Origin of the sequence: Mycobacterium sp. NPDC006124, from assembly GCF_040614235.1 — a bacterium.
Lineage (GTDB): Bacteria > Actinomycetota > Actinomycetes > Mycobacteriales > Mycobacteriaceae > Mycobacterium.
In genome coordinates this window covers 84,532-111,222 of sequence record NZ_JBEXUA010000011.1, presented here as the reverse complement: position 1 = coordinate 111,222, position 26,691 = coordinate 84,532, and the positions used below count along the sequence as shown (strand labels likewise).

Genomic DNA, 26,691 nt, shown 5'->3' with positions numbered 1-26,691 from the left:
GTCCGAACGCTCTCACGCCATCAGCGCCGCCGCCCACCGCTCAGCATCACACAGCACATCCACGCTCAAGCCCGTAAACGCCTGCAACGCGCCCGGATACACCCGCTCATACATCGCATTCCACCGCGTCGCCATCGCCGGAGGCGTCAACATCCACTCCGCAGCCGCCTCGACCACATACCAACGGCCGCCCTCTCGCGTCGCCGAGAGCAGACCCCGCCGGCACAGGCCCTCCCACAACGCTTCCATCCGCGCCGTGTGCGGCTGCAGCGGCCTCGCCAACCGCTCCACATGCACCCGGCCCAGCACCCACGGCAGGCCCCACACCCGAGCAGCATGCGCACGATGAGTTCCACGCAGAACCTCATAGACCGGGCCCGCCGGCCCCTCCAACCGGTGCAACAACATCGGATCGTGGGCGAACATCTCACTCAGCCACTCATCGACCGTCCCGGCCGAGACCGCCGTGCGCAGCCACTCGGCCACCTGCACGATCGTGTCCCGCCGCGGGCTCCGATCAATGTCACCCCACGTCTCGGCGTTCGTCGACGTCAACAATCGCGCCGGCACCCACTCCGCCCACGTCGCCCACCCGCGCATCGCCGCATCCTCGACCCCGAACGCGCCGCAATCGGCAGCATTCCACGGCGGCGCGAACACCCGGTGCGAACCCACCTGCGGGACAGTCCCATTCAGCTCCGCGGCCCGAGCCCGCGCGAGGATCTCCCGCTCACCCGCACTCTCCGGAACACCGGCAGCCACCGCTGCCAGATGCTCCACCAAGCCGTCCGGTCGACCAGACCCCAGCTGGCGTACGAAGTCCGCGTCGAGGTCAGCGGCTGCCTCCGACGCCTCCGACGTCCATCCGAAATCGACCACCTCGGTATTCGGCCGCGCCCGGTACACCGAGCCGTCAGCCTCCAGGACCCCGCCGCGGCGCAATAGCTCGGCCACAGCCTCGGCATCACCGGCCACACCCCGAACCGTCACACCATCGCAGCGCTGCACGCGGAAGGACCCATCCGCGCGCCACTGCAACGCACCGTCGCCGTCGAGGCCTCGGAGGTCGACGCTGCCAAATAGCAACTCACGCAATGCCATAACCAGAATGTAGCACATGTGCTACCGTGCTGGTATGGAAACCGTGGGAGTCCGCGAACTGCGCCAGAACGCATCCGACCTCGTGCGCCGCGTCCAAGACGGCGAGGAAATCGTCATCACGGTCTCCGGCCGCCCCGGCGCCCGCCTCGTACCCGCAAACCCCCGCACCTGGCGCCAGTGGTCCGACGTCGCCGAACTGTTCAACGGCCCCGCAGACCCCGACTGGGACACCGACCGCGACCTCATCGACCAGCAGATCGCCGACCCCTGGACGCCACGATGAAAGCAATCCTCGACACCAGCGTCGTCATCGCCACGGACGTCAACCCCCTCGAAGGCGACCTCGCCATCAGCGCAATCACACTGGCTGAACTGCACTTCGGCGTCCTCGTCGCTAAAACCCAACGAGTGCGAGCAGAACGACTCCGCCGACTCCTCGCCATCCAACGCGACTTCGACCCCCTCCCAATGGATCACACAGTCGCCGCCAGCTACGGACAGATCGCCGCCGCCGTCGTCGACGCCGGCCGTCAACCCCGAGCCCGCGCCATGGACCTCCTCGTCGCAGCCACCGCACACGCCCACTCGGCTCGCCTCTACACCCGCAACGCCGACGACTTCCGCGGCCTCGAAGACCTCATCGACATCAGCCCGATCTAACCCGCCGACCCGCGGCCGAATAAATGAAACTTTGAAACAAAATGTCAGCGGCGGCGGACGATCTCGGCGTACCGCGAGTTCTGGTATAGCGCCTGCTGGGACACTCCCAAAGCCTTGGCGATCGCCGCGGCCGTCACCCCTCGATCGCGGGCGTCCTGCATAGCTGGGGCAGGATCAGCCACCGGAGCCAGGATCCGGATAACCAAGGTCGCCCAGGGCTTCTCGAATGCGCGCAGTAGCTCGTAGCGGCCATCCGCGGAGTCACGCGCGAGAAGGACGTCCACGGCGGTTGCTGCGTCGCCGGCACCGCCCCCAGGCCCTCGAACGAGATGATCGGCGGCCAATAGGCGCGCGGAGTGCAGAGCGTCGGCCGCGACACGGCTCGTGGCGAGCGCCAGGTCCTCGTCGCTGAGGTCGTCGAATGCCACCTGGGCAGACTAGCTGCTCCACTCAACTCCGATGGGTATCTGTTGACAACGCGCCTTGAATACTCGCTATAGTGACAACTGAAGTTGAGTATGCGAATCAACTGTAATTGTGATCGCGAGACGGGGCAGGAGCAGAGATGGCAGACACGCTCTCTCACCAGATCCAAGAGGCCTGCGACGACCTCTACTGCTCCCCGCTGGACCCCGTGGCCCAAGCCAATGCCCGTGATCTTCTTCGACAATCGACACCCGCCCTGGACGAGCGGGCCCTCGCCCGTCGGATCCGGATCGCGTGCGACGAGCTGCACGACGACCCGAACGACCTTGACGCCCGCCACACCCTGCTGGCGCTGATCGACCCGAGATCTCCTGCGGCGAGCCGCTCGATTGTCACCTCCCGGACTTAGCATCACCGGCAATGGCTGAGCAGCTGCGCGCGTACCGGTTCGCGCTGGACCTCACCGAGGCCCAGGCGTCCGCGGTTGCGCAGCACGCCGGCGCGGCACGGTGGGCGTACAACCACGCACTCGCGGCCAAGTTTGCCGCCCTCGACGAGCGCAAGACAGCCATCAAGTTGGCGGTGGACGTCGGCGTGGATCGAGCCGGCGCCGCAAAGCGAGTACCGAAAGTGCCTGGCCACTTTGCCATTCAGAAGGCGCTCAACGCTGCGAAGGGCGACGACCGCTGTGGCCAGGGCGGCCTGTGCCCGTGGTGGCACACCGTGAGCACGTATGCCTTCCAATCAGCCTTCGCCGATGCGGACCGCGCCTGGAAGAACTGGCTCGACTCCCTCACGGGAAAACGGAAAGGCCGCCAAGTTGGCAGGCCGCGGTTCAAGACCAAACACCGCAGCCGCGACAGCTTCCGCATCCACCACGACGTCAAGAACCCGACAATCCGGCCGGACACCGGCTACCGCCGGATCATCGTCCCCCGCCTGGGCTCCCTGCGCGTGCACTCGTCAACCAAGCTGCTCTGCCGTGCCCTCGGCCGCGGTGCTGTCATCCAGTCAGTGACGATTTCCCGTGGCGGCCACCGTTGGTACGCCAGCATTCTCGTCAAGCAACCCCTAACCGAGGACACCCCCACGCGTCGTCAACGGCGGGCGGGCACCGTCGGGGTCGACCTCGGCGTCCATACCCTCGCGGCGCTGTCCACTGGCGAGACGATTGACAACCCCCGGCACGTGAACGCCGCACAAGCCCGCCTTACGAAGGCCCAGCGAGCCCTCTCGCGGACCAAGAAGGGCTCGAACCGGCGACACCGAGCAGCCCGCCTCATCGGCCGCCGACACCACGAAGCCGCCGAACGCCGCTCCACAACCTTGCACACCCTCACCAAGGCGCTGGCCACTGGGTGGTCGACGATCGCAATCGAGGACCTCAACGTTGCTGGCATGACCCGCTCAGCGCGCGGCACACTCGACAAACCCGGCACTAACGTCCGAGCGAAGTCAGGACTCAACCGCGCCATCCTCGACGTCGCCCCCGGAGAAGTGCGCCGCCAACTCGAGTACAAGACCCGCTGGTACGGCAGCACCCTCACCGTCGTCGACCGCTTCTTTCCATCCACTCAAACGTGTTCAGCGTGCGGAGCGAAAGCCAAGCTCACCCTCGCCGAACGCGTATACCGTTGCACTGCATGCGGGTTCACCGCAGACAGAGACGTCAACGCAGCCATCAACATCGCCGCCCAGGCGGCTGTCGCCCCCGGCGCGGGGGAGACATTAAACGCCCGTCGAGCCGCCGACGACCACCCGCTACCCGCGGGGCCACGGTCGACGGCAGTGATGAAGCGGGAAGGCCACCACCACACTGTGATGGCCACTCCAGCCCGGCAACGGGGTGGTCACCCATCCGAAGCGGAACCCGACCAAACCAGCGCTTGTGTGCTGTTCAACTAGGGTCGGCTCCACGCGCGGACGGGTGAGCCCATCGACACTTACATCGGTGTGCGTGTGGTGGTCGGTCGGGACGGCTGCGTCGGCTCCACGCGCGGACGGGCGAGTGTCCTCACCAGGCACGCGCAAGAGTGGGCGCCCTAAGCGTCGGCCGCTAGAAAGGTATTGTGATCGGCGCAGGCTCGGAGCTGTTTCTGCAGATAAACTCACCCTATGGAGCCGATGAGGTTTGAGATCCCGGCCTTCAAGGGTGGATCCAGCGCGATGGGGCAGCAGGGCCAGCAGGCCGGATCGGACCTGCAGACTGGTGTGTCCTCGGCGCTGTCCCCACCTGGGGCATCGAGCCCGGTCGGCAATCAGATCTCGATGCTGACGGGCAGTCTGCAGGCGGGCCTGTCGCCGGCGGGCCCGGCACTGTCCAGCGGCGCGCAGGACCTCAACAACACGACGCAGGGCGCGATGTCGAGCATCGAGAGCCAGGACGCCCAGAATGCCGCCGGCTTCCAGAACGGCGGCACTCCCGGTCAGGGACTGGCTGGTTCGAATGTTCCGGGGCAGTTGGATCCGGAGTCGATCGACCAGGAAGCCAAGGACAAGGCCCAGGAGATGCTTGGCGGCGATCAGTCCCAGCAGATGATGCAGCAGATGATGCAGATGGGAATGCAGACCGGCACCCAGATCGCCCAGCAGGTCTCGCAGCAGCTGTCGCAGATCGCCAGCAAGATGGGTGAGGCGGTCGGCAAGGCAGGCGAGCAAGTCGGGCAGCTGGTCGGGAAGGTCGCCGAGCAGGCCACGAAGTCCGCGAGCGAATCAGCCACGCCGGACCTCGGGCTCGATGGTCTCGGTGGCGGGGGCGGCGGATTTGGCGGCGGGGGCGGTGGCGGCATGGACCCCGGCACCACGATGCCGGCCGGTCTGGAGACCCCAGTCACCCCCATGAACACCTCCAGCGCCTTGCAGGGCAGTGCGCTGCAACCTCCCGGCGCCGGCACGGGCGCCGGCGCCGCCGCCAGTCGGCCGATGATGCCGATGATGCCGATGCACGGCATGCACGGCGGCGGCAACAAGGGCAACGGGGAGAGCACCAAACGCGATCCCGCGATCTTCCCAGAGGACAAGATTTACGACGCCCCCGGAGGCGTCGAGCAGACGTTCGGCGCGATCCCCGAGATCGAGTCCGAGGAACCGCCGTTCGGAAACGCCGGCGGCTCGCACGCATCGGGTCACTAGCGGGGCACTGTCGTTTCCGGTGGTCGCCGCGGCCGGTGAGTTGGTTGTGGCGGTGTTAGGCTTCTGCGTACGAGGATGAGCATCGGCGTTGTGCGCCAGCAATATTCGGCTCATTCGACCCGAATTGCACACGATTTCACAGAGCCCTGAGGACGCCATGACTGTCGTCGACGACGCCCCGCTGGACACCCACCCCGCCCGCAACGGTGCCGCGCTGCCGTCGCCCACGGCGCCGATCGCGACAATGCCCAGCCTGTCGGCGACGCTGCCGCCTCGCGATGACGATCTCGTCTTCGCTGACGGTGAAGAGGTCCTGGCCGCGCCGGGATCGGCGAAGATGCTGCGCGCCACCCGCTTTGCCGCGGTGGCGATCACCGCTGTCATCGGCGTCGCGTCGTTCGTCCTCAGCTTCGCGTCGCTCACCGACCTCGCGATCCGCGCCGGCTATCCGCGCAACCTCGCCCCGTTGTGGCCGATCATCGTCGATGGGACGATCCTGGCGTCCACCATGGCTGTGCTCGCGCTGGGCGCGTACGGTGCTCAGCAGCGCGCAAATCGGCGGTTCTTCTGGACGGTGCTGGCCTTGTCCGCGATGGTCAGCGTCGGAGCCAACGCGCTGCACGCGACCATCGAGCCCGGCACCGGGCTCGCGCCCTGGCTCAAGGCAGCGATCGGTGTCGTGCCTCCCCTGTCACTTCTCGCCGTCGCTCATGGCTCTGCGATCTTGTCGCGAGTGCGCCCGATGACGGTGAAAGCTGTTCGGCTACAACAGGAAGTGCAGCAGGTGCAGCAGGAAGAGGACCGTCGACGCTACTGGATCGAAGCTGCACGCACGATTCAGCAGCAGAACCCGACGGTCAAGGCCATCGCCGACCGCCCGGTCGAGCAGATCGCCGAGGTGCTGGAGGCCACCCACAACGGAGTCTCGCAGCGGGGCATCAACAGCGCCACCGGTCTGCATCACGAAACGATCCGGAAAGTCCAGCAAGCCGCAGTTGCTGCCGGCTTCGGCGGCGAGTCGACCTAGCGCCGGGGCCCCATCCTTCGGTGCTCGCTCGCTCGCCCGTAGTCGGGGACGTGTCATCACCCGAGGTCACGACCGTCATCGACTAAAACCGCTATATGGCAGCGTGATTCGCCTATCGGCGCAGCCAGAATTGTCGGAATGCGCCGATAGGCTGAGCTGGCAGAACACGGTATCGGGAGGCATGGCATGCGGTTCAAGCGGAGGAGCGGGGCAGTAGCCCTCATGGGTGTGGCCATCGCGATCGGGGCCTGGCTGAACCCGAGCTTCGACCTCGGCTACCGCGGTGACACCGTGGCGATCGCCGCCCCCGTAACGACCGGAGATCTGGCCTCACTGCTCGATCAGGTCAAGGTGGTCGACCGCATCGACGATGTGCCCGGCTACGAGCGCAGCTGCAAGAAGGGCGACGCCTGCTCCTTCGGTCCCGCGTGGAACGATCCCAGCGACACCTCGGGTTGTGATACCCGCAACCGGGTGATTTCCAGCCAATTACGCGATGTGAGCTTCAAGCCCGGCACCCGAAACTGCAAGGTGATCGCGGGTTGGCTCCAAGACCCCTACAGCGGCGAGCGAGTCGACCTGAGCGACGTCCAAATCGATCACACCGTGGCTCTTCACCACGTCTGGAATGCCGGTGCCTGGCAATGGGATTCACGCAAGCGCCAGATTTTCGCGAACGACCCTATCGAACTGCGTGCGTTGTCATCCCGAGTCAACCGCGACAAGAGCGACAAATCGTTGGAAGAGTGGAGTCCCGAGCTACCACAAGCCCGGTGCCCCTTCGCCGTTGACTACCTGACCATCATGGTCAAGTACGAGCTGCCCATTACCGTCAGCGAGAAGAACGCCGCCGTCGCCGCTTGCGCCGCCGCGCCCCTGAGCTGAACGCGCGCCGCGCATACCCTGCACGCGCAAGACGTCCCGCACAGCGACCATAAGGCCGTCGAGGCTGCGCTCGCTGCAGGCGGCGGTGTCGACTAGTCCGGATGCGTAATCGTCTCGATGAGGCCAGATTTCGATGATCCAGTCATCCGGCGCCGCCGCTGGCCGAGCCAGCTTCCTCAGCCCGAACCCGCGGTGATCCGACACGTGCAGTAGCTGACCATCGCTGAGCAGGCACTCGATGACGTACCGTGCCGACGGCGGCCCCGGCAGCTCGTCAGGGCCCAGCACCCGCGCAGGGTACGGCTCCTCGGCATCAGCCGGACCTACGCGCACAACATCGGCGGCGCGCGTCTCCTCACGCAGGCGGTCCAGCAGCGAGGAGTACTTCGACGACAGCAGCGCGCACGTCAGCGCGACGCTGGTCACTTAACGTCCTGCGAGCTGCGGCGGGGCAGACGTCGGCTCAGCTGACTGGACGTCGAGCAGCATGCTCCACGAGTAGGTGGCATCCGCCAACGCCCTTGGGGCGACGGGATTTCGCATCGCCAGCGCAGCCTCGGTGGCATACGCCTGCGCCAGCAGTTGCCGGCACGCACCACCCTCGGTGTCCAGCTGCCCGAGCGGAATGTCACGGACGTCGACGCGGGCCGCGCGCTCCTGGACGCACAGCTCGTGGTGCTCCTCTTCCAGCTGCTCCCACGGCAACGACGCCACCCAGCGAGGCTGATCGATCCGGCCGAGGTTCGAGCTGCACAGCGATAGCAACTTGTGCCGAGTCGAGGACGAGCCGGCCTTCTCGTCGGCGCTGAACGCCAGCCACAGCACTTGTTCTCGCTGCTTGACCGGATCGACGATGTGCTTGACCGCGCGCCGGCGCGCATCGGACACCTGCAGCTCGAACCGGGTGACCACAGGCCCGCTCAGAAGCTCCGGATGCGCGCTCACGGTCCCATCCACGTAGGCCCATGGCAGGCCGGCGGTGACGGCCGGGGCGCTGGACATTGTGGACGCCAAGGCCGTCAGCCGCCCACTGACTGCGGCGGCGTACTCGGCAATGACCCGTGCCGGATCCAGCGTGCCCTCCCAGCGGGAGGACTCCTCGTGGGACCACGGCATGACCACATCTGCTGGCAAGAAGGATTCCGCGGGAACCCAGCCGCGGCCGCGGTCCGATGTCACCACAACCTGTCGGCGGCCGCTCGTCACGACCATGCCGGCGGCCCAATGAACCGCCGACGCGCCGCCGGCAGCTTCGACGACATAGCGGACGGTGGCCAGATCCTGGTCATCCGGCAGGACAAGGGGATTGACGGGGGCGGTAAAGATGGCTGGCGCGATCAAGGGATCGGACGCGCTGAGCGGAGCGATGATCGGACCGCTGACACCGCCGCCGCCGACCGGACCGGCTGAGGGCGGCAAAGACGGATCCGGATTCTGCTGCGACGACGAGTTATTGGACACCGGCGTCGACGACGGCGGAGCCGTGTGTGCACCAGGTGCAGGTCCAGGAGCCGGTCCGTGACTCGGAGCGGGAGAGGGCGCAGGAGCCGGTGCAGGGCCCGGCACTGCGGTCGCCGGCACACCAGCCGCCGGCGGAGGAGCCGCCATGGTCGGCGGTGGCGGGGGCACTGCCCCGGCAGGTGCTGCCGGCGACAGGGGAGCTAACGGTGATGGTGGCGGCGCGGGAGGCGGCGCGGGGACGGCGCCCGCTGCCGCTGAAGCTAGCGGAGCGGCCGCCGACGCCAATGGTGCGGCCGACATCGGCGCCGCAGCAGCCGGGGCTGCTGCCGGCGCGGCCGCCGCCGACACAGGACCAGCGACAGCCGCGGCAGGAGCCGCCGAACCCGACGCGGTAGTTGAAGCTGCTTCTGTATGCACGGGTGCCGCAGCAGCCGGCGCCTCACCCGATGCCGGCGCCGACGATTGCGAGACAGGCTGCGCTCCGCCCGAAGCGCCACCGCCAGATGCCGCGCCTGAGGCTGATGAGCTGCCCTCGGTGCCAGCGCCGCCGATGCCGGCCGGCGACGTGCCGGACGAAGACGAAACCGGCGAGCTCGCCGGAGAAGGTGAAGTCGCCGGTGAACCTGCCGATCCGGCGGCCGTCGACGTCCCGCCGCCGCCCGAGGCGCCCGCTCCTGAAGCGGCACCGCCGCCCGAGGCGCCCGCTCCCGAAGCACCACCGCCACCCGAGCCGCCAAGCCCAGAGCCGCCTGCTGACGGACCCCCACTTGTTCCGGCTGTCCCGGTGCTGGAGATTGGCTGAACCCCGGCATTGGGGCCCGCGCCGGTTCCGGCGGTGCCGGTGTTCGACGCTGGCTGTGCGGCGGCGTTGGGTCCTGCGTCGGTTCCGGCGGTGCCGGTGCCGGTGGTGTTCGACGCTGGTTGTGCGGCGGCGTTGGGTCCTGCGTCGGTTCCGGCGGTGCCGGTGCCGGTGGTGTTCGACGCCGGCTGCGAGGCGGCGTTCGGTCCTGCGTCAGACCCGGCAGTTCCGGTCGAAGTTTGGCCAGCGGTCGACCCCGGTTCCGTCCCAGCTGCACCCGTGGGCGACTGACCTTCCCCGCCAGGTAGGCCGCTGGTCATCGGCGGCGTGGTCGGGACGCTGGCCGCCCAGGACGGAACAGCGGCGAGTGCCCCCATCGCGGCGCCCGAGATCGCCATGACCTGCTGTTTAGCTTCGTTCTTGACCTGCTCAATGAGCCCGTCGACGTCCATGCCAGCCATCTCTTCCGCGACACGGGCGGCCTCGAACGCGAAGATCGCTGCTTCTGCCCAGCCGACGACGGCGGCCATCTCCGACAGCATCGCACCAAGCGTGGTGGCCCAGGCCTCCAAGCATGCGGCTGCCTGGCCGACCTGGGCCCCCACGACGCCGACTTTCATGAAGTACTGGGCCCACGCGCCCGAGATGACTTCGGCGAGTCCGCCCTGTCCGTAATTGAGCAGCTGGACGGCCGCGACCTGTCCGTCTTGAGCAGCAGCGACGAGCTGTCCCGACAGCTTCGTCAGCTCCACTGACCGCCGCATCAAATCTGCAGGCTGAAGAGAGTCCTCCCAGAAATTTTGCAGGATCTCAGAGGCGTGCGGCGTGGTCGGTTTCGGCGTCACTGGCTCGCGTACCGCCTGGCGTCAGCTGGTGCCGCAGACGGCATCGAGCTTCGCCAGTGCGACATTGCCAGGGACGCCATCGGCGGTGGTGTAGGTGTGGTCTACCAACTTCTGCATCGCCTGGCGTCGCTCCGAGATGTACGTGTTCGCCGCCGCGACTACATCCGACGGATCGCCGGCCGCGATGTCGGCCTCAAAAAGGTCGAGGGCCTTATTCACGGCTGCGCTCTGATTCGAGATGTACACGTTGATATTCGGCGTCTCCCAGTTCCACCCCGCCGGGAGGGCAGGGATGGAGTTGAGCGCGGCCTTCGTGGAGGGCCAGGCCTTGCACGTGCTGTTGGTCGCGTCGGCGCCCTGGGCGGGCGCGTTCTGCGCAGCCGTGGGGGCCGGGCCGGCGGGTGCGGCGGTGTCGGGTGCGCGGCTCAGGAGTACAGCGGCGATGACCGCGGTGGCGATGATGATGGCCGCGACGATGATGGCGACGGGGAGCCACCGCCGTGCCGGCTTGGCAGGCGGGTAGTACGGCGGCCACTGGGGCGGGGGCCCGGGCGGCGCGGCGATCGGGCGATTTCCCTCCATGGGGGAATGGTAGCGCGGCAGGGTCGCTACGTCACTGCTGATCGGGGCGTCAAGCTGCGCATTTCGTGCCATGGCGAACCCCCTTCCTTGCTAATTGGTCCGGTGTGGGAGTGGCCGGACTCCTGTCGTATCGGTGTGATAGCACCATGCTAGCACAATGCAACATGGGGCGGTAAGACGATATTTCCGCTGCAAGCGGCACGTGCTGCGCCGGCTCGGCGACGCGTCGATCGAGCTTATGGCTGGGAAGCGGGGTCACCGGGGCCTGCTGCGGGACATGTCATCGGTGCTGATAGAGCGCGTGCGGCTGCCGGTAATTTTCCCGCGCACGGTAAATTTCATGGCGCGCGGCAGGCCGATTTTTCGCCCCACGCTGTTAGCTTGCTGATGTAGACACGTCGAGTCAGGGGATTTGCATGTGGAATCGGAATCTGGTGGCCGCCTCGGCCGCTGTGGTGTGCCTTGGTCTGGTCGGGGCTCCGACCGCGGCCGCGGATGACGCGGTGGTGCACACCCTCGGTCAGCCCGCTGAGCTGGTCAACGGCGATGTCGTGCAGGCCTGGACGGTCACGAATCTGAAGCCCAGCGCCGACGTCATTCCCTACCGGGTGGCCGGGACGCTCTGGGAGGCGACCGCCACAGATACCGCGGTCCGCGGCACTGTTCAGCCGGTCGTGTCGAACCTGAACGCGCGTGCGCGCAGTGGCCAGACCTACCGGGTGTTGTTTGGGGTGGCGACGCCGCAGGGAGTGAACCCGGCTGTGCTCGCTCAGGGGCAGCAGACGTCGGGGAAGGTGTATTTCGACGTCACCGGTGACGTGCCGGACAGTGTGGTGTACAGCGCGGGTGGCCCGGATTTGGCGGTGTGGGTGCAGCCGCCGCCGGCTCCGCCGCGGCTTGCGTCGTCGGGGCGTGGTTCGTCGGGTGCGTCGAGCTCGGGGTCTGAGGCGGCGGCTCCGGCGGAGGTTGTGCCGGCGGTGCCGGGTGCTGCGCCTGCTGCGGTGGGAAGCGAGGCGGTGCCGGGCAGCGTGGGAACGCCGGTGGCTCCTGGTGGTGTCGGTACTCCTGTGGAGCCGGGTAGTGCGGGTACGCCGCTGCCGGGTAGTTCGGGTACGCCGCTGCCGTCGAGTGTCGGGACGCCGGTGCCGCCGACGGCTGGGTCTGCGGTTCCGAGTGCGCCGGCTGCGACTCCTGCGGCTGCTCCGGCGGAGGTGCCGGTGGCGCCTGCGGGGAGTTCGGGGACGCCGGTGCCGCATGGTCAGGGTGGTCAGGTTGTGGCGCCGTCGACGACGGTGGTGCCAACCCCCTAGCAGGAGTGTTGCACTCTGCTAGCATTGTGCAACATGGCGACTGTGTACCTACGTGACGTCCCCCAGGACGTCGCAGACCGGCTCGCGCTCCTGGCGGCCCGAGAGCGCATCTCGGTGAACGCCTACGCCGCGCGGGAACTGGCCGAATCTGCTCGACGCGCCGACAACGCCGACCTGCTGGCCGCGTTGCCGGACCTCGGTGTCGCCGCTGAGGAGATCGTCGCCGCGGTCGACGAAGGCCGCGCGAGGACGTGATCGTCATGGACGCCTCGGCGGCCGTGGCCGCTCTACTCAACGACGGTCAGGCTCGTGAACGCCTGGCCGCCGAGCGCGTGTGGGCGCCCGAGGTGATCGACGTCGAGGTGGTCAACGGCCTGCTCGGCTGCCTGGCCAAGGGGCGGATCGACGAGTGTGCGGCGCAGGCCGCGTTCGAGGCGTGGCAGGGCCTGGGGGTCCGGCGCGTCAGCGGCCGTGGGCTGCTGAAGCGGGTGTGGGAGTTGCGTGAGGTCCTCGACACCGCCGCCGCGTCGTATGTGGCGCTGGCCGAAGCGCTCGACTGTGCGGTTGTGACCGCTGATGCGAAGCTCAGCGCGGTCACTGCGGCACGCTGCCCGGTACTGCGTGTAGCGAACTAGATGACAAGGAGGTGGAGAAGGTGTTGAACATACTGCAGCGCAACGTGATCCGCGGCTTCCTGGATGAGGGTATGGAGCCGCAGGAGATCGCCGACTATCTGGGCAGACTGAATGACCTGGGGCCCCTGGAGATCGTCACGATCCGCTCGGCTGCCTTCGACATGCTCAACGAGAAGCCCGCCGAGGCGCCGGAGACGGTCGGGCCGCCTGCGCTGACGCTCATCGCCGGCGGCGCCGCCTAAACGTCGATGCCCGATGATGCCGCCAGTCGTCAGCGCGTCGCGGCCTACGTCATTCGTCAGCGGGGGCGTCGTAGCGAGCTGCTCGTCTTTGAGCAGGAGGGTATGCCGGAGGCCGGCACCCAGATCCCTGCCGGCGGTATCAGGGCGGGCGAGTCGGCCGAGGGTGCGGTTGTGCGTGAGGTCGCCGAGGAGACGGGTCTGATCGGGGTTGCGGTCCGCGCGCGGCTGCACACCGAGGATAAGCCGCACCCCGTTACGAGGCAGCCGCGGTCTACGACGTTCTTCGTGGTCGATGCCCCGTCTGATGTCCCAGATGCGTGGTCGCACAGAGTGTCTGGGCGCGACGCTGATGCGGGACTGTCTTTCCATTGCCGTTTCGTGGCTCTGCCGCTGCAGGTGTCGCTTGCCGATGGGCAGGACATATGGCTCGGGCTAGTTGACCCCGCGTTCGCCACCACGCAGGCGGCTCGCGCACAGTGCGCGGAAGTGCTTCGGTCGCGTCACCTGCAGTGACGGCGCGTCCCTTGATTGGGTGTGCGCCGGGCCCGGTTTGACGACGTGGCGGCGCCCATACTCGAACAAGCGCGAGTGAAGGGAGCTGTCATGGCGGACGGCGCGACACCGGTTTATGGAATGTCGTTGGAGCAGGCGCTCATTCACGTCTGGTACGACGGATTCACCTCGGGGGCTTCGACGGGCTGCAATCTCTTCCTGCCGGCGGAGGCGGCCGATGCGAAGGCCGACGAGCTGGTGGCGGCGGCGAGTGAGTCGCCGGAGCTGCGGGCCCAGGTGCAGGTAGAAGTACGCGAGCGGATCACCTCGTTGATGCAGGAGGTGATGGCCAAGGGCCCCCTTCCGGGGGTTTCTGCGGAGGACATTCGGCGCCAGTCGACCGAGGCGCCTGGATGTGTCGGCCCCGCGGCGGACAATCACGCACAACCGGAAGGAGTCGACATGGCGAACGAGACACTGGTGCGGCCGGCGGCCGACGAGTTCTTCCCCGACGATGCGCTGCCGATCCACCACCTCGACGAGGACCGTGATGGGCAGCAGCGTGGAGTGTGCCCGCACTCGGGTGGCAGCCGCACCGACGGCGGTGGTTGTCCCCGCGGATGCGAGGGAGCCACCGAGCACTACTCGAACGACGGGCACCGGGAGTGCTACGACCCGGCGCCGATCCGCCCGCGGGCTGGAGCGTAGCGATGAGTACGGGTACCGACCACGCCGGCATCTGGGCCTACGAGTCGGCGGCCTGCGAGCCGACCGAGTGGGAGCGCTGGATCGATGCGGTCGAGTCGATCCTCGGTCACTCCGCGGACGGTGACGGCGAGGCCGACGGGTACTCGCTCGACGAGTTCTACGACACCTGGAAGCAGGGCTTGTCGCCGGATGTGGCAGCCGCGGGCATCCGGGACGTCGTGACCCGCGACGGTCATCAGTACTGGCTGCGGAAGTCCCCTGGCGGCGAATTCTTCGTCAACCGGGCGAACCCCCGGAGCCCGGAGTGGTCGGGTGAACCGTGGTGGACGCAGATCGGCGGGCCCTTCGCCACACGGCATCTGGCGTGCGAGTGGCTGACGGAGGCGGGCGGGGCTGTTGCGGAGACCGGAAGCGCGGATGGTGTTGGTCGGTAGTGGTCACGAGGTCGTCGACCTGGACCACGATGCGATCCGTCCGCCGGATGACTCGGCCGAATGCGGTTGCGGGGTCCGCCGGACGATCCTGCGGCATAACGCGATCTCGCCGTGCGCCGGTCGCGCGCTGGCGAGGCTGAAGGCCGCTCATCCCGACGAGTACGCCGGGTATCTGGCAGAGCAGAAGGCGGAAGCGTTGGCGGAGTTCGGGGCGACGTGGCAGCGTCACCTCGCCGGCGACCACACCCCGCGGTAGAGGGAACAGTCATGGGAGAACCGATGAGCGCCACAGTGGGATGGGCCGACGACCGAACGGTTTCCGCTGTCGCGCAGGCGATCTGCATCGAGCGGTTCAGGGATCGGCAGCTGACCGGAGAGCCCACGGACGCTGACGTCGACCAGGTACGCCACCTCGCCGAGGCGGCCCTGCGGGTAATCGCGGATCTCAGGACCGTCGCGGACGCCGCCGACGTCCCGGTCCGCGCCGTGGCGTTCAACAAGGCCGACGGGTCGATCGTGGCGCGGTTCGACGACGAGCACGGGGTCGTCTTCGGCGACGACCGGCCCTTCCCCTGGAGCAGCAAGTACTTGCGCGGTCCGCTGGTCCTGCTGTGGCACCCACACGACGGGCTGTCCGCGTAACAGGCACGGATGTGGGGATCGAGGGCATGACGACGGGACCGTTGAATTGGTCGCAGCGCGTAACCATGCGCATGATCGCCGACGGCCGCTCGCCTGCTGGTGGCGACAGCTACCTTGACACCACCGGTCTGGGCATTCCTGGGTCGACGATTCGCTCACTGAGGCAGCGCGGGCTCATCGAGCCGTACTCGTGGGGGCAGCCGCGCGGCTGGGTTCTCACCGCGGCCGGGGTGGCCGCGATCAACAGCGGATCGTGCGACGAACCAGACGACCTGAAGGACAAGGGGTCTGATCGCGATCCGGCGGCCGGGCATGGGTAGGCCCTCGCCGCAGACCGTTGCCCTGCGCGACCGGATCGTGACCGCGCTGCGCGCCGAGGGGTCGACGCCGGCCTCCACACGGCGCGTGTGCGAGCTACTGGGTGCCCGCCGCTACGACGAGACCGGCTACCGGATCTATCCGCAACTGTGCGCGCTCGACCGGCTGGGCGTGGTCGAGCGCATCCGCCCCGGCGGCGACTGCCAGGACGTGTTCTGGCGGTTCCTGGGTGATCCGACGGACGCGGAGATGGACACAGCCGTGGACCTCGACGGGGTGCAGACGGGTGGCGTCGGCGAGGAGGCTCCGAGTTTCCCGGTGGTGTTGGCGCGCCTGGATGCGCTCGGGGCGGCGTTGGCGGCCGCCCGGTCGATTCGCGACGCGGGGGTCGCCGGCAGGGCGCTGGATGCCAACCTTGCCGAACTCCGCGAGATCCGACGTCTGCTCGATCAGGCGGTGCGGGCTGGCGGGGCCGGGCTGGTTCGCGACGGGCGTCGGGTGTCTTCGCGGTCGACGAGATCGGTTACGACACAGTGACACCAGCCGTTCGGCGGCGTCCAGCTAGGAAGCTGTGTCCGGGCAGTGATGCCATACCTCCGTCGCCTCCCGATTTGGCGGATCAGTGGTGTCCCGCGTGTGGAGAGGAGATCGGTGTCGGCGACAACGGGTGCATCGTTGCGCACCCGATGAGCTATGCCGCGATCGTGGCGCACATGGCGCATGTCGTGACCGAACTCGAGCGTGGGTGGTGGGAGCCGATCTGGGCGCAGCCGAAGCGGCCGGGGTGACTCCCGTGGGTTGGGCGGTTCGTTTCGCCGATGGTACCACGTACCGTTTCGAGGTACCATGTACCTATGGCATTCAACGTGAAGGACGAGGAAGTCACGCGGCTCGCTGACGAACTCGCACGGCGCCTCCACCTACCAAGCCGGATCGACGCGATCAGGCACGCATTGCGCGCGCAGATCGAGCTCACCCAGGCGCGTCGGGGTGATCGCGCCGAGGAACTGCTGTCGGTGTTGCGGACGGAAGTGTGGCCGCTCGTCGGGGACCGCTCACCGATCAGCAAGCAGGAGCGCGAGCAGGCACTCGGCTACGACGCAGAGACGGGGGTGTAGCCGCCATGATCATCGATACCAGTGCTGTGGTCGCGCTCATTCAAGGCGAGACGCCGTACGCCGAGCAGGTGGCTGGGGCGCTCGCCGGTGATCGGAGTCCGGTGATGGCGGCGCCGAGTGTCGTCGAGTGTCTCATCGTGTTGACGGCTCGTCATGGACCGATCGGCCGGACCTTGTTCGATCGTGTGCGTACTGAAATCAATTTGGGCGTTGGGCATTTCACTGAAGAACATGCTGTGGTGGCTCATCGTGCGTACCTGGAGTACGGCAAGGGGCGGCATCCGGCGGCGTTGAACTTCGGTGATGCCATGACGTATGCGGCCGCGAAGGTTTCCGGTGAGTCGCTCATCGCGGTCGGTGATGACTTTCCGAGGACCGACCTCGTGTTCGACGGCGTGATCGGCCACTGGAAGTGAGGGGGGATAGGTGAGCGACGATTCGTCTCGCACGCTCAGGTGGACGGTCATCGGGGCGTTGGGCACCGTGGGTGCTCTGGTCTGGGCCGTGGTCACCTACGTGTATCCACCGGGATCGTTGGGTGGCAGTGGGAGCACCTCGACGACGAGTTCGACCAGTCCGTCCAGTACGAGTTCCTCACCGTCGTCAACGTCGACCTCTGAACCCCCGCCGGCTCCGCCGCCGGCTGCGCCGCCGGACGCCACGATGGCTGACGTCAACGTCGTTCAGCACGCCCTCCTTGAAGGGCCAAGGGGGCAAGGCCAAGTCAAGGTCAAGGTGAACGTCCACAATCGCAGCGACGTCGCGCTCAACGCCTCGATCGCCAACATGCGGTTGCTGCTGCGCGGAGACACCCTGCCGGGGCAGTGGACCCCGCGATCTCCGACCGCCGACTGGTCGGTCGTTGAGGTCGGCGGCAACCGATACGCTGCGATTCCGGCCAACGCGAACAACCAGTGGGAGCCCGAGTTCGCGACTTTCGCGTCGTTTTGGCGGGGAGGAACCCTGATGCCCGGTGAAAGCTATTCCGGCGCAGGCAAAGACAACGGTGATCTCGTCTTCTATGCGCCCGCCGACCCGTCGGGCAGCATCCCGTTCGGTGGTATTGCCCTGGTGAGCAACGATGGAAGCACGGTTTTGGGCTGGACCGATCACCTCGGCGACGAAGCGGACCCGCGGACGTTCTGACTCCTGGGGTAGCTGCGCAGTCGAGGCGATGCTTGCCCATGTGCCACTTCGCGCGGCGAAGCCGCTGGTGGGGCTGTCGAGGTGTTCTGCCGTGGGGCGATTTGCTGGACAGAGCCCCGGCAGGTGTGAGTTCCGCCGAGGCCTCATCGTCGGGCGCGGTGGGCCAGCTGTTGCGGGTCGACGATCAGGACGGTCTTGCCGGTGACGCGGATCCAGCCGCGATCGGCGAAGGTGGACAGAGCCTTATTGACGGTCTCGCGTGAGGAGCCGACGAGTTGGGCAATCTCGGCCTGGGTGAGGTCGTGGTCGATGCGCAGTGCGTCGCCGGTGCGGACGCCGAATCGCTGTGCGAGGTGGAGGAGTTGGCCGGCGACGCGACCGGGGACGTCGGTGAAGATGATGTCGCACAGGATGTCGTTGGTGCGGCGCAGGCGGCGGGCCAGTACGCGCAGGAGTTGTTCGCCGATCTCGGGGTGGGTGTGGATCCAGTGGGTGAGTGCGGTGCGGTCGGCGGCGACGGCTTCGACGTCGGTGAGGGTGGTGACCGTGGATGTGCGTGGGCCGGGGTCGAAGAGGGCGAGTTCGCCGAACATGTCGGCGGGTCCCATGATGGCCAGGAGGCTTTCGCGGCCGTCGGGTGTGGTGTGGCCGATCTTCACCTTGCCGTCGATGATGATGTAGAGGCGGTCGCCGGGGTCGCCTTCGGCGAAAATGGTTCGCCCGTCGGGAAAGTGGATGGGTTCGAGTTGGGCGGCGAGGGTGGCGATGGTGTCGTGGGTGAGGCCTTGGAAGATGCCGGCTCGGGCGAGGACCTCGATGCCGTGCATGCTCGGGTTACCTCCGGTGTAGGCGTAGTCGTAGCTCGTCGGGCTTGAGGGTAAGGGTCTCGGAGACCTTGAGTTGGTAGCCGCGCTCGGGTTCGAGGGTGAACTGGTGCAGGACTGCGGCCAGGGTCAGCATGATCTCGTGGAGGGCGAACTGGCGGCCGATGCAGGCGCGGGCGCCGGTGCCGAACGGTTTGTAGATGTGGGGCGGCAGGGCGCGGATGCTCTCGGGGAGGAAGCGGTCCGGGCGGAACTGGTCGGCGTCGGGGCCCCAGGTGGTGGTGTCGCGGTGGGCGGCGACCAAGAGGACGAAAACCCAGTCGCCCTTGGCGAAGTGGTACTTGCCGTCGCCGATGGTGGTGTCGGTTTTGGCTTGCCGGAAGTAGCCGGGGGCGACGGGCCACATTCGGAGGGTCTCGTCGACGACGCGACGGAGGTAACGCAGGCGGGCTACGTCGTCGAAGGCGATGTCGGGGAAGGACCGCTGGGGCCAGCGCTGGTCGATCTCGGCCTGGGCGGCGGCGGCGATGTCGGGGTTGTTGGCCAGGTAGTGCAGTGCGAAGCCGATGGCGTTGGCTGAGGTCTCGCTGCCAGCGACGAGCAGGGTCAGGATCTGGTTGGTGATGTTGGCGTCGTCGAGGGTCGCGCCGGTGGCGGGGTCGGCGGTGTTGAGCATGTGGTCGAGCATGTCGGCGGGCCCGGTGTGGGGGCCGGCGTTGCGGCGGTCGTTGATGATGGTCGCGATCTGCTCGCGCAGCCACTTCTTGTCCTGCTGGTGTTGCGCGCGTTGTCCTTTGCCGAAGAGCTTCTCGTAGAACGGAATGGCGTCGGTGCGACGATTGGCGTACTTGAGCTCGCGCAGCACCGTGGTGATGAAGGGGTCGTCGCTGGTGTCGTCGAGCTTGTTGAACGAGTGGCCGATGCCGGCGCGGGCGACGAGCTCGGTGGTGAGCCTGTTGGCTTCTGCGGGGATGTCGATCCAGGCGTCGGTGTCGGCGCGGGTGCTCCAGGCGTCGATCAGTTCGGCGACGGTGGCGGTCATGGTGGGGTGATAGGACTCCATGGCCGCCTTGGTGAACGCGGGCATGAGGATGGCGTGGGCGGCGGCCCAGTTCGGCTCGTCGTTGTAGGCGGTGAAGAGGCCGTCGCCGGCGACGGGGCGCAGCTTGCGCAGTGAGTGCCCGACGTGTTTCTCCCAGGTGCTCTCGTCGTTGACGTCGTTGACCAGGCCGGTGTCGGACAAGACGATGACGGGGAAGTCGAAGATGCGTTGCTCGACGATGCCGTTGTGGGCGGTGATGTCACGGGCCAGGCCCTGGGTGGGCTTGGCGAGGTCGATGGTGAGCAAGTCGCCGATGATCGGCATCCGCCAGCGGGGGTGAGGAAGTGTGGCAGAGGTGTTGGTGGGCATGGCTATTCGCTCATCTCCTTCGCCCAGCTGTGCTGGGCCTCTTGTCGGGCGTGGGACCACCACCGGGCCAGGCGGAGCAGCTCGGCGGTTTCCTGTTCGAGGTTGGTCGATCGGGACTGCAGGATGACAGCGGTGTCGACCGGGACCGGGGAGGCGCCGGCTTGCTTGGCGTGGACGGCGTGGGCCAGCTGCAGTGCCGACAGGGCGGCGTCGCGGTGGCTCGGGGCGATCGCGTAGCGCTGAACGTAGGAGGCGGCCTGCGACTGGCTGGCGTCCTGGAAGTAGGCGCGCAGTTGAAGGATCGCGTCGCGGATCTGCACCGTCGTCTGGTGTAGGTCCAGGGGCGTCTTCTGGCGGCGGCTGCTGGAGGTGTGCAGCTCGAAAGCGATGGCGGGGACGGCGTGGATCATGTCCGCGCGCAGGGGTTGCAGCTGGCGCCAGTGGCGGCTGGTGGCGTCGAGTCCGATGCGTGCGGCGATGGCCTTGGCGGCTGGGACCGCGGCGATCAGGCTGACGCCCACGGTTTCCCAGAAGATGTTGGAGCCGTGCAGATTCAGGCGGAATTCGACGGTGTGGAGCCATCCGAGTTCTTCGAGGGCGGCGAGGATCACGGCGTCGATGCTGGTGCTGCCGACGGCGATGCCGATAGCGAACCCGCCGGCGGCCAGTAGGCGTTCGCGGGGTTTGGCGTCGGGTCGCAGCAGCTCCTTGATGGCCATCTTGAGCAGGCGATAGGCCAGGGCGATGAAGATGCCGGTGAGCAGGGCCCACGCGGCGACGCTGTACCAGCCGCCGAACTCTTCGAGGGTTCGGCCGGCGCGGCGGGCGGGGGTGGCGGCGATCAGGAAGGCGATGGCCAGTAGGGCCGCGGCGACGCGGTGGTAGCGCTGCCGTCGGCGGGTCAGCTCGGGTGAGCGCGAGGTCCAAAGGGTGACGAAGCCGAGGAATTCGGCTGCGGCGAAGATCATGACCGCCAGTGAGAGTTGTTGGGCCGCAGTGATGGACACCGGGGTGTGGTCGGCCAGCGCGTTTTGGATGGCGTGCTCGCGCAGCAGGTTGGAGGTGACCATCAGTGCCAGCGTGTGGTTGAGGTAGGTCTCGTACTGGCTGCTGTTGAAGAACGCGTAGCGGATCGCGACGACGACGACCATGAAGACCAGCAGCGGCCAGGTGAGGTAGGCCGGGACCGATGTGGTCATCTCGATCGGAAGAAGACGCTTCGCATCATCGACTGGTGGTCGGCGCGCTCGGCGGCGGCGATCATGAGGATGCTGGCGAACATCTCTGCATCGCGTTCCTGGTCGCTGGCGAAGTCGGTGCGGCCCAGGACCGCGTGGACCGCGGCGGGGTCGATGTCGGGCATCACTTTGCGGCACATCTCGATCTCGCGGTCGCGGTCGGCGCCGAAGGTGCGGTTGCGGCCGTGGCCGAGGACCATATGGCCGACCTCGTGTCCGACGATGTGGGCGATATGGTAAGCGCTGGTGCCCTTTTCGTGCAGGATCAGGTCGTCGTGATCGCGGGTGAGCCACAGTCCGCAGGGGCTGCCGGCCAGCGCTTCGGTCTCGGTCGGAATCAGGTGAATCGGGCGGCCTCGATGGGCTGCGAGATTGGCGATGAAGACGTCGAGATCCCAGGGGACGGGGATGGGCAGCTCGCGCGCCAACGCGAGCATGTCCTCATTCGATACCGCCATCGTGGCTATTCCCCCGGAGTGTTCACGGGCGGCAGCTGCTCCAACTGCCGCGCGTGATCGACCATAGCCCGCAGGCTGTTGAGGGCCTGTGGGGTGAGTCCGGAGGCGCGCATGGCGAGGTCGCGGACGCCGGCGTCGCGCATGGCTTGGAGCAGGTTGAGCTGGGCGTCGATCTCGGGGTCGATGCCTGGGTCGACGAGGTAGGAGGGGGCCACTCCGAAGAACTGCGCGATCGCGCGCAGATGAGTGACGGTGGGGTTGGTCTTCATTCCGCTGCGCAGTTGCCACAGGTAGGCGGCGCTGATGGAGACGCCGGTTTTGGTGGTGATGGCCTCGGCGGCCGCGGCGTTGGACAGGGGAGGGTCGGACGGCTTGCGCATCGTGTCAAAGAGCTTGTTGAGCTTGATCGCCAATTCGGACGGTTCAGCGTTCGCGGACGCCGTTACGTCAGTCAATATACTCTCGTTCCATATGTCGACCCTGGACGTGTACTGATGTTACTACAGAGTCAGTCTGGCCGCTTTAGTGCCGGTCGGAGGGTTTTCGTGGTGAGGATGGCGCTGCGCTGCAGGTGGTCCAAGAGGCTCCAAATGGCCCGCTTCAGGGCGGTCCGTTTACGTGAGTACACGTTGCAGCAATACGGAAGTATTGGTATGAATGCGACATGGCCAGTAAGTCGCCCCGCATCACGTCCTTGACGGCGCTCGGATCCTCCCGCGACAAGCCCACCGCCACGCGCGTCGTGCAACTGCCCACCGCGGACTCCGACATCGCCCTCGTGCGCGGATACTCCCGCGAACTCAAGATCGCCTGCGACGAGCTGCACGACGATCCGTTCAACCCGACCGCGCGCCAGGAGCTGATCCGGCTCATCCTGCGGGACAGCAAGAGCGCCGACGCGGCCAAGGAACGCCTTCACGGCGTCGCCGCCGGGCAGTAAGGACCTCCACCGCTCATTGCGATCAGCGGCCGATGGTGCCGCCGGTACTGATGGTCCTCTGCAACGCGTTGGACAGCCTCGACGCGGAGTGAGATCGCCGGCCTCGACTGGCGCGACGCGGCGTGGCTGGGGGACGTGACATCGCTGCTGGTAGGCACACCGCCACGGTCGGATAGATGCCCACTGATGGGAAAGCGCGCCGCGTATCGGATAAAAAGACCAGGCTGCGCCCCCTAAAAGTGTCCCATCGCGTTGTTACGATTTGCGGCATCCAAGGAGGTGCCGCCGATGCGCAACCGCAGCAGCCCCAACGCATACTCACCCAACGTGGCGCAGACCGCCGTCCGGGCCATCACGGTGCAGCAACCGTGGGCCTGGGCCATCGTGTCGGCAGCCAAGAACGTCGAGAACCGAACCCATCTGTGGACCCATCGCGGCCCACTGCTGATCCACGCCGGCGCGCGCTGGTCTGAGCGTGGCGGCCGGTCGGAACTGGTCCGCACGCAGTGGGCGCGTCAGCATCCCGGCAACAACGTCACCCAGCACGGAGCGCTGCCCAAGTGGCTGTTCGCGGCCGCCGCGGCGGAGCAGGTCGCTGGGGTAGCGGCGGGAGCTTTCGTCGGCGTCGTCGACCTCGTTGACGTCCACCCCGACATGGGGTGCTGCAAGCCGTGGGGGGAGTCGTCCTACACCGAGCACGGTGGGCGGGAACGCCGCCGCGTCGCGCACCTGGTTCTCGAGAACGCCCGCCCGCTGCCGGAACCCATCGCATGCCGCGGGGCGCAGGGGCTGTGGGTGCCTCCGCCGGACGTGGTGCAGCGCTGCGAGGTGGCTCAGTGAGTGTCGGTGTGGAGTTCGAGACGCACCGCGACGCGCTGTGCAGCGGTCTGGCCTGGCTGTACGAGACCGAGCAGCCCGAGGCGGCGATCCTGCAGCATCACGGGGACGGCCTCGCCTCGCACGGCAACCGGAGTGTGCGGTTCATCCCCGTGGGCTGGGGTGGTCGCGTCGTGATCGTCGTTGAGGTCACCAAGGTCGACTACCGCAGTGATCCGGGTGCGCGGGGTCCGCGCAATCCGCTGGCGGTCGACGAGCTCGACGCGTTCACCGCGCTGCTGGCCGATCTCGGTCACGCGGTGGTGCACAGGTGGAACGGTCACCCCGCCGCGACGGGCAGCCTCGCGCTGGCCGAACCTGCCCACCCGTCGCTGCGCGCGGCGGTAGCCCGGTATCACGCGGGCTGTCCACGGCATCGGTCTGTGCTGTGCCGGTGCGGCTGGTACGGCGAGGGTTACCGCCACGTGATCGGCGTGCGGGCTGTGCACGCCCAGGCCGAAACATGCGCGTTTGTAGGGGGTTTCGATGAGTAAGCAACGCGGTGCGGAAGGGGAGACGGTGGCCGGTTCCACGGAGATGTCGTTGGCTGACAGGTTCGGCGTCGGGCCGGGGCGCGATCGCCGCCACGCCGTGGATCTGTTGGAGGCGCTTCCGGCGATCGACGCCGGGGGGCGCACCGGGCGTATCGCGCGCGATGTCGAGGTGTTCGGCGTGTGCGGGGAGCGGGTGACGCTGGCACGCAAGTGGGGACGGTTCGAGTACGGGAACCCGCAGCTGAATTCGCGGCGGTGCGAGCGGTGCGGGTGGATCGTGGCCCTGCATCTGGGCAGCACGGGTCAGGAGATCGACTACTACCGCGCCGATCCCACCGACCGGGCTCTGATCATCATCGGCGGGCACGACCCCGATCTACTGCCCAAGGTTCTGTCCGCGGTCCTGGCGAGGTATCAGGAGCAGCTCCCGGATCCGGAGCCGGGGTTCCTGTCGGATCTGCTGGCCCACATCTGCCGGCACCGGCCGATCACGGTCATCTGTGAACGGTGCTGGGACGGCGGCACTGAGGAGGCGCACGGTCCGGGGGTCATGGTGTGCCCGGAGTCCGCCGTGACCTGCTGGTCGTGCACTTTCATCGCGGGGGCGTGGGCCGGAGAGCACGAAGGTGGGATCGGCTCGTGTGAGTGCGTGGTGGCCGCGCCGTGCTCAGTACTCACAGCGGTCGCCACCCACCACGGAATCAGTGTCACAGCAGGAGGACTCGATGAGCGACGTTGACTTCGAGCCCGCACTGGAGTTCGACGCCGGAGGCGTCGACACGGCCGGTGTGGTGGGTGTGCTGGCGTTCATCGGGTACCGCCGGCGTCAGGCCCAGTGCAGCTGCGGTTGGCGGGGTCCGGTGCGGTGGCTGCTGCCGAAACTGGCCGTGACGGACGCGCACTTTCACGCCGCCGGTCGCGGATGCATCCCGGCCTACCCGTTGGTGTCGAGGGTCGAGGGAGTGCGCTGATGGGTGCTCGAAGCAAGATCGAATGGACCGACTCGACGTGGCCCGTCGTCACCGGGTGTACGCCCATCTCGCCTGGTTGCGACAACTGCTACGCCGCCGCGCATGCTCGCCGATTCGCGGGAACCACGGCCTGGCCCAACGGATTCGAGGTCACCTTGTGGCCAGATCGGCTCGACCAGCCGATGCGGTGGCGGGCGCCGCGCAAGGTGTTCGTCTGCTCCACCGGAGACCTGTTCCACGACGACGTGCCCGATGAGTACATCGCCGAGGTGTTCGCCGTGATGCAGAGCTGCGCCACGCACACCTTCCAGGTGCTGACCAAGCGGCACGCCAGGATGCGGTCCCTGCTGAGAAGTCCGAAGTTCTGGTCCACCGTGACGGTGTTCGGAGAGGACGTGATGGCTCGGCGCCCGTCGCGGCAGCAGTACTGGCCCAATCACGGGCAGCGGCAAGGGTTTCTGCCGAACGTGTGGCTCGGTGTGAGCGTCGAGAGCCAGTACTGGGCCAACCGGCGCATCCCGGCCCTGCTGGACACCCCGGCAGCCGTGCGATACCTGTCGATGGAACCTCTACTCGAATACGTCGACCTGCGCGAGGCGTTCCGCAAATGGAATCCGCCGCAGGATCATCCGGCCTGGGATGGGCGGCGCCTGCAGGTGCGCGAGGTCCTGCACTGGGTCATCGCCGGTGGCGAATCCGGGCCCAAAGCGCATCCCCTGCATCCGGATTGGGCCCGCGGTGTGCGCGATCAATGCCTGCAGGCCGACGTCGCGTTCCACTTCAAGCAGTACGGCGAATACCGGCCGGTCCCGGTCGTCGACGACGACGCCTTCGCTTTCGGCCGGGCCTACGACCATCCCGCCGGCGGGCGGATGTCCCCGACGGTGCGCGTGCCCGCGCCGGGTGCGTCCGGCATGCGCGGCGCGCGCACGCGGCTGCTGGAGCCCGGAGAGCGCACCACCAACACCGTGATGCTCGACCGCGACACCATCGCGGTACGGGTCGGCAAGCGGCGCGCCGGCCGCGACCTGGACGGGCGGACCTGGGATCAGTACCCGGCGACGGTGACGGAAACGGTGCAGCAGGCCGGTACTAGCCCAGTGAAAGCACTCGCACACAGTCACGGAGGACCGTCATGACGACCGACACCATCACCAACGCCGAACGCAGCGCGCAGGGGTTGTACTACCAGGTCGAGCCGATGCCGGCGGTGGCGATGGCCGTCGGGCAGCGGGTCAGGCTGGGCCGGGAGCGGCAATGGTGGTCGGTGCGTGGGGTGGCCGGTGAAGCGGTCGTCGTGCTCACCCGGCAGGCGCCGTTTCGGCGGAGCGGTGCACTGGAGTACACGGTGCTGGATTGGCGGTCGGGGGTGCGTGGGCCGGTCAACGTCATCGGGCAGAGCTGGGGCGTGGACACCGACGAGCAATGCCAGGAACTTGCAGAGCTGGTCCGCGACGAGCGATGGCTCGTGTCGATGCGCAACTGGCTTCCGATCGACGTGACCGACGTGAGGTAG

Annotated in this window: 38 protein-coding genes; 28 read left to right on the top strand and 10 right to left on the bottom strand. The window is 67.6% G+C overall.

The features are described 5' to 3' along the window. Positions 1-12: 12 nt before the first annotated feature. Positions 13-1,101 (bottom strand): hypothetical protein, encoded by a 1,089-nt coding sequence (locus ABZ195_RS21240; protein WP_355221249.1) that lies wholly within the window; start codon positions 1,099-1,101, stop codon positions 13-15. Positions 1,102-1,135: 34 nt separating this feature from the next. Here ABZ195_RS21240 and ABZ195_RS21235 point away from each other — a divergent pair, with 34 nt between their 5' ends. Then, on the top strand, positions 1,136-1,384 hold the full coding sequence (locus tag ABZ195_RS21235; RefSeq protein ID WP_355221247.1) for a type II toxin-antitoxin system prevent-host-death family antitoxin: 249 nt from the start codon (positions 1,136-1,138) through the stop codon (positions 1,382-1,384). Further along, a complete protein-coding gene (locus ABZ195_RS21230) occupies positions 1,381-1,761 on the top strand; it encodes a type II toxin-antitoxin system VapC family toxin (RefSeq protein WP_355221245.1) in 381 nt (126 codons plus the stop codon). Before ABZ195_RS21235 ends, ABZ195_RS21230 begins: the two co-directional genes overlap by 4 nt. Before the next feature lie 44 nt (positions 1,762-1,805). Here ABZ195_RS21230 and ABZ195_RS21225 read toward each other — a convergent pair whose 3' ends face one another. Then, positions 1,806-2,189 carry a hypothetical protein gene (locus tag ABZ195_RS21225; RefSeq protein WP_355221243.1) on the bottom strand — a complete coding sequence of 128 codons (384 nt, stop codon included), beginning with the start codon at positions 2,187-2,189 and terminating at the stop codon, positions 1,806-1,808. A gap of 137 nt (positions 2,190-2,326) precedes the next feature. Here ABZ195_RS21225 and ABZ195_RS21220 point away from each other — a divergent pair, with 137 nt between their 5' ends. From ABZ195_RS21220 to ABZ195_RS21200, 5 genes are all read left to right on the top strand, one after another. Beyond that, a complete protein-coding gene (locus ABZ195_RS21220; protein WP_355221241.1) occupies positions 2,327-2,596 on the top strand; it encodes a hypothetical protein in 270 nt (89 codons plus the stop codon). Between the two features lie 11 nt (positions 2,597-2,607). Continuing rightward, positions 2,608-4,092 carry an RNA-guided endonuclease TnpB family protein gene (locus ABZ195_RS21215; RefSeq protein WP_355221239.1) on the top strand — a complete coding sequence of 495 codons (1,485 nt, stop codon included), beginning with the start codon at positions 2,608-2,610 and terminating at the stop codon, positions 4,090-4,092. Positions 4,093-4,311: 219 nt separating this feature from the next. After that, a complete protein-coding gene (locus tag ABZ195_RS21210) occupies positions 4,312-5,319 on the top strand; it encodes a hypothetical protein (protein WP_355221237.1) in 1,008 nt (335 codons plus the stop codon). 157 nt (positions 5,320-5,476) lie between these two features. Then, positions 5,477-6,346: a DUF2637 domain-containing protein gene (locus ABZ195_RS21205; RefSeq protein WP_355221235.1), complete on the top strand. Its 870-nt coding sequence runs from the start codon at positions 5,477-5,479 to the stop codon at positions 6,344-6,346. Positions 6,347-6,568: 222 nt separating this feature from the next. After that, positions 6,569-7,231 (top strand): HNH endonuclease family protein, encoded by a 663-nt coding sequence (locus ABZ195_RS21200; protein WP_355221234.1) that lies wholly within the window; start codon positions 6,569-6,571, stop codon positions 7,229-7,231. A gap of 426 nt (positions 7,232-7,657) precedes the next feature. Here the strand turns inward: ABZ195_RS21200 and ABZ195_RS21195 are convergent, their stop codons facing one another. Then, entirely contained in the window at positions 7,658-8,572 is a 915-nt protein-coding gene (locus tag ABZ195_RS21195; protein ID WP_355221232.1) for a hypothetical protein, read from the bottom strand. A gap of 1,785 nt (positions 8,573-10,357) precedes the next feature. Further along, the gene (locus ABZ195_RS21190) at positions 10,358-10,918 is read right to left on the bottom strand and encodes a hypothetical protein (protein ID WP_355221230.1); all 561 of its coding nucleotides are present in this window, start codon (positions 10,916-10,918) and stop codon (positions 10,358-10,360) included. Positions 10,919-11,334: 416 nt separating this feature from the next. Between ABZ195_RS21190 and ABZ195_RS21185 the strand changes: the two genes are divergently transcribed. The 13 genes from ABZ195_RS21185 (at position 11,335) to ABZ195_RS21125 (ending at position 17,233) form a co-directional block, all read left to right on the top strand. Next, a complete protein-coding gene (locus ABZ195_RS21185) occupies positions 11,335-12,228 on the top strand; it encodes an MPT63 family protein (protein ID WP_355221229.1) in 894 nt (297 codons plus the stop codon). 33 nt (positions 12,229-12,261) lie between these two features. Next, entirely contained in the window at positions 12,262-12,483 is a 222-nt protein-coding gene (locus ABZ195_RS21180) for an antitoxin (protein ID WP_355221227.1), read from the top strand. A gap of 5 nt (positions 12,484-12,488) precedes the next feature. Further along, the gene (locus ABZ195_RS21175) at positions 12,489-12,863 is read left to right on the top strand and encodes a type II toxin-antitoxin system VapC family toxin (RefSeq protein WP_355221381.1); all 375 of its coding nucleotides are present in this window, start codon (positions 12,489-12,491) and stop codon (positions 12,861-12,863) included. Positions 12,864-12,883: 20 nt separating this feature from the next. Next, a complete protein-coding gene (locus ABZ195_RS21170) occupies positions 12,884-13,105 on the top strand; it encodes a hypothetical protein (RefSeq protein WP_355221225.1) in 222 nt (73 codons plus the stop codon). A gap of 6 nt (positions 13,106-13,111) precedes the next feature. Further along, complete coding sequence (locus ABZ195_RS21165; protein ID WP_355221223.1) at positions 13,112-13,618, top strand: NUDIX domain-containing protein; 507 nt, start codon at positions 13,112-13,114, stop codon at positions 13,616-13,618. Between the two features lie 90 nt (positions 13,619-13,708). Next, positions 13,709-14,305, top strand: a complete 597-nt coding sequence (locus ABZ195_RS21160) for a hypothetical protein (RefSeq protein WP_355221222.1) — start codon at positions 13,709-13,711, stop codon at positions 14,303-14,305. Positions 14,306-14,307: 2 nt separating this feature from the next. Beyond that, complete coding sequence (locus ABZ195_RS21155; protein ID WP_355221220.1) at positions 14,308-14,739, top strand: hypothetical protein; 432 nt, start codon at positions 14,308-14,310, stop codon at positions 14,737-14,739. Beyond that, positions 14,723-14,995, top strand: a complete 273-nt coding sequence (locus ABZ195_RS21150) for a hypothetical protein (RefSeq protein ID WP_355221218.1) — start codon at positions 14,723-14,725, stop codon at positions 14,993-14,995. The genes ABZ195_RS21155 and ABZ195_RS21150 overlap by 17 nt, the downstream gene beginning before the upstream one ends. 23 nt (positions 14,996-15,018) lie before the next feature. Next, positions 15,019-15,381 carry a hypothetical protein gene (locus ABZ195_RS21145; RefSeq protein ID WP_355221216.1) on the top strand — a complete coding sequence of 121 codons (363 nt, stop codon included), beginning with the start codon at positions 15,019-15,021 and terminating at the stop codon, positions 15,379-15,381. A gap of 26 nt (positions 15,382-15,407) precedes the next feature. Beyond that, positions 15,408-15,701 carry a hypothetical protein gene (locus ABZ195_RS21140; RefSeq protein ID WP_355221214.1) on the top strand — a complete coding sequence of 98 codons (294 nt, stop codon included), beginning with the start codon at positions 15,408-15,410 and terminating at the stop codon, positions 15,699-15,701. Further along, the gene (locus ABZ195_RS21135) at positions 15,694-16,236 is read left to right on the top strand and encodes a hypothetical protein (RefSeq protein WP_355221212.1); all 543 of its coding nucleotides are present in this window, start codon (positions 15,694-15,696) and stop codon (positions 16,234-16,236) included. Before ABZ195_RS21140 ends, ABZ195_RS21135 begins: the two co-directional genes overlap by 8 nt. 317 nt (positions 16,237-16,553) lie before the next feature. Beyond that, on the top strand, positions 16,554-16,817 hold the full coding sequence (locus ABZ195_RS21130) for a type II toxin-antitoxin system VapB family antitoxin (protein ID WP_355221211.1): 264 nt from the start codon (positions 16,554-16,556) through the stop codon (positions 16,815-16,817). A 5-nt stretch (positions 16,818-16,822) separates the two neighbouring features. Beyond that, a complete protein-coding gene (locus tag ABZ195_RS21125; RefSeq protein WP_355221209.1) occupies positions 16,823-17,233 on the top strand; it encodes a type II toxin-antitoxin system VapC family toxin in 411 nt (136 codons plus the stop codon). Between the two features lie 96 nt (positions 17,234-17,329). Here ABZ195_RS21125 and ABZ195_RS21120 read toward each other — a convergent pair whose 3' ends face one another. Beyond that, on the bottom strand, positions 17,330-17,494 hold the full coding sequence (locus ABZ195_RS21120; protein WP_355221207.1) for a hypothetical protein: 165 nt from the start codon (positions 17,492-17,494) through the stop codon (positions 17,330-17,332). Between ABZ195_RS21120 and ABZ195_RS21115 the strand changes: the two genes are divergently transcribed. Beyond that, a complete protein-coding gene (locus tag ABZ195_RS21115) occupies positions 17,481-17,963 on the top strand; it encodes a hypothetical protein (protein WP_355221205.1) in 483 nt (160 codons plus the stop codon). The genes ABZ195_RS21120 and ABZ195_RS21115 overlap by 14 nt on opposite strands. Positions 17,964-18,106: 143 nt before the next feature. Here the strand turns inward: ABZ195_RS21115 and ABZ195_RS21110 are convergent, their stop codons facing one another. The 5 genes from ABZ195_RS21110 to ABZ195_RS21090 are packed head-to-tail and all read right to left on the bottom strand — an operon-like array spanning position 18,107 to position 22,274. Beyond that, complete coding sequence (locus tag ABZ195_RS21110) at positions 18,107-18,790, bottom strand: Crp/Fnr family transcriptional regulator (RefSeq protein WP_355221204.1); 684 nt, start codon at positions 18,788-18,790, stop codon at positions 18,107-18,109. Between the two features lie 7 nt (positions 18,791-18,797). Continuing rightward, positions 18,798-20,198 (bottom strand): cytochrome P450, encoded by a 1,401-nt coding sequence (locus tag ABZ195_RS21105; RefSeq protein WP_355221202.1) that lies wholly within the window; start codon positions 20,196-20,198, stop codon positions 18,798-18,800. A gap of 2 nt (positions 20,199-20,200) precedes the next feature. Next, entirely contained in the window at positions 20,201-21,397 is a 1,197-nt protein-coding gene (locus ABZ195_RS21100) for an MAB_1171c family putative transporter (RefSeq protein ID WP_355221200.1), read from the bottom strand. After that, the gene (locus ABZ195_RS21095; protein ID WP_355221379.1) at positions 21,394-21,873 is read right to left on the bottom strand and encodes a hypothetical protein; all 480 of its coding nucleotides are present in this window, start codon (positions 21,871-21,873) and stop codon (positions 21,394-21,396) included. The genes ABZ195_RS21100 and ABZ195_RS21095 overlap by 4 nt, the downstream gene beginning before the upstream one ends. Positions 21,874-21,899: 26 nt before the next feature. Continuing rightward, complete coding sequence (locus ABZ195_RS21090) at positions 21,900-22,274, bottom strand: helix-turn-helix transcriptional regulator (RefSeq protein WP_355221376.1); 375 nt, start codon at positions 22,272-22,274, stop codon at positions 21,900-21,902. 284 nt (positions 22,275-22,558) lie between these two features. On the opposite strand from ABZ195_RS21090, the gene ABZ195_RS21085 reads away from it, so the two are divergent. The 7 genes from ABZ195_RS21085 to ABZ195_RS21055 all read left to right on the top strand — a co-directional run bounded on the left by ABZ195_RS21085 (position 22,559) and on the right by ABZ195_RS21055 (position 26,691). Next, entirely contained in the window at positions 22,559-22,834 is a 276-nt protein-coding gene (locus ABZ195_RS21085) for a hypothetical protein (RefSeq protein WP_355221198.1), read from the top strand. 288 nt (positions 22,835-23,122) lie between these two features. Further along, complete coding sequence (locus tag ABZ195_RS21080; RefSeq protein ID WP_355221196.1) at positions 23,123-23,674, top strand: hypothetical protein; 552 nt, start codon at positions 23,123-23,125, stop codon at positions 23,672-23,674. Beyond that, positions 23,671-24,204, top strand: a complete 534-nt coding sequence (locus tag ABZ195_RS21075; protein ID WP_355221194.1) for a hypothetical protein — start codon at positions 23,671-23,673, stop codon at positions 24,202-24,204. Before ABZ195_RS21080 ends, ABZ195_RS21075 begins: the two co-directional genes overlap by 4 nt. Continuing rightward, complete coding sequence (locus ABZ195_RS21070) at positions 24,197-24,943, top strand: hypothetical protein (RefSeq protein WP_355221192.1); 747 nt, start codon at positions 24,197-24,199, stop codon at positions 24,941-24,943. The genes ABZ195_RS21075 and ABZ195_RS21070 overlap by 8 nt, the downstream gene beginning before the upstream one ends. Next, entirely contained in the window at positions 24,930-25,175 is a 246-nt protein-coding gene (locus ABZ195_RS21065) for a hypothetical protein (protein WP_355221190.1), read from the top strand. Before ABZ195_RS21070 ends, ABZ195_RS21065 begins: the two co-directional genes overlap by 14 nt. Further along, positions 25,175-26,314: a phage Gp37/Gp68 family protein gene (locus ABZ195_RS21060; protein WP_355221188.1), complete on the top strand. Its 1,140-nt coding sequence runs from the start codon at positions 25,175-25,177 to the stop codon at positions 26,312-26,314. The genes ABZ195_RS21065 and ABZ195_RS21060 overlap by 1 nt, the downstream gene beginning before the upstream one ends. After that, positions 26,311-26,691 (top strand): hypothetical protein, encoded by a 381-nt coding sequence (locus ABZ195_RS21055; RefSeq protein WP_355221186.1) that lies wholly within the window; start codon positions 26,311-26,313, stop codon positions 26,689-26,691. The genes ABZ195_RS21060 and ABZ195_RS21055 overlap by 4 nt, the downstream gene beginning before the upstream one ends.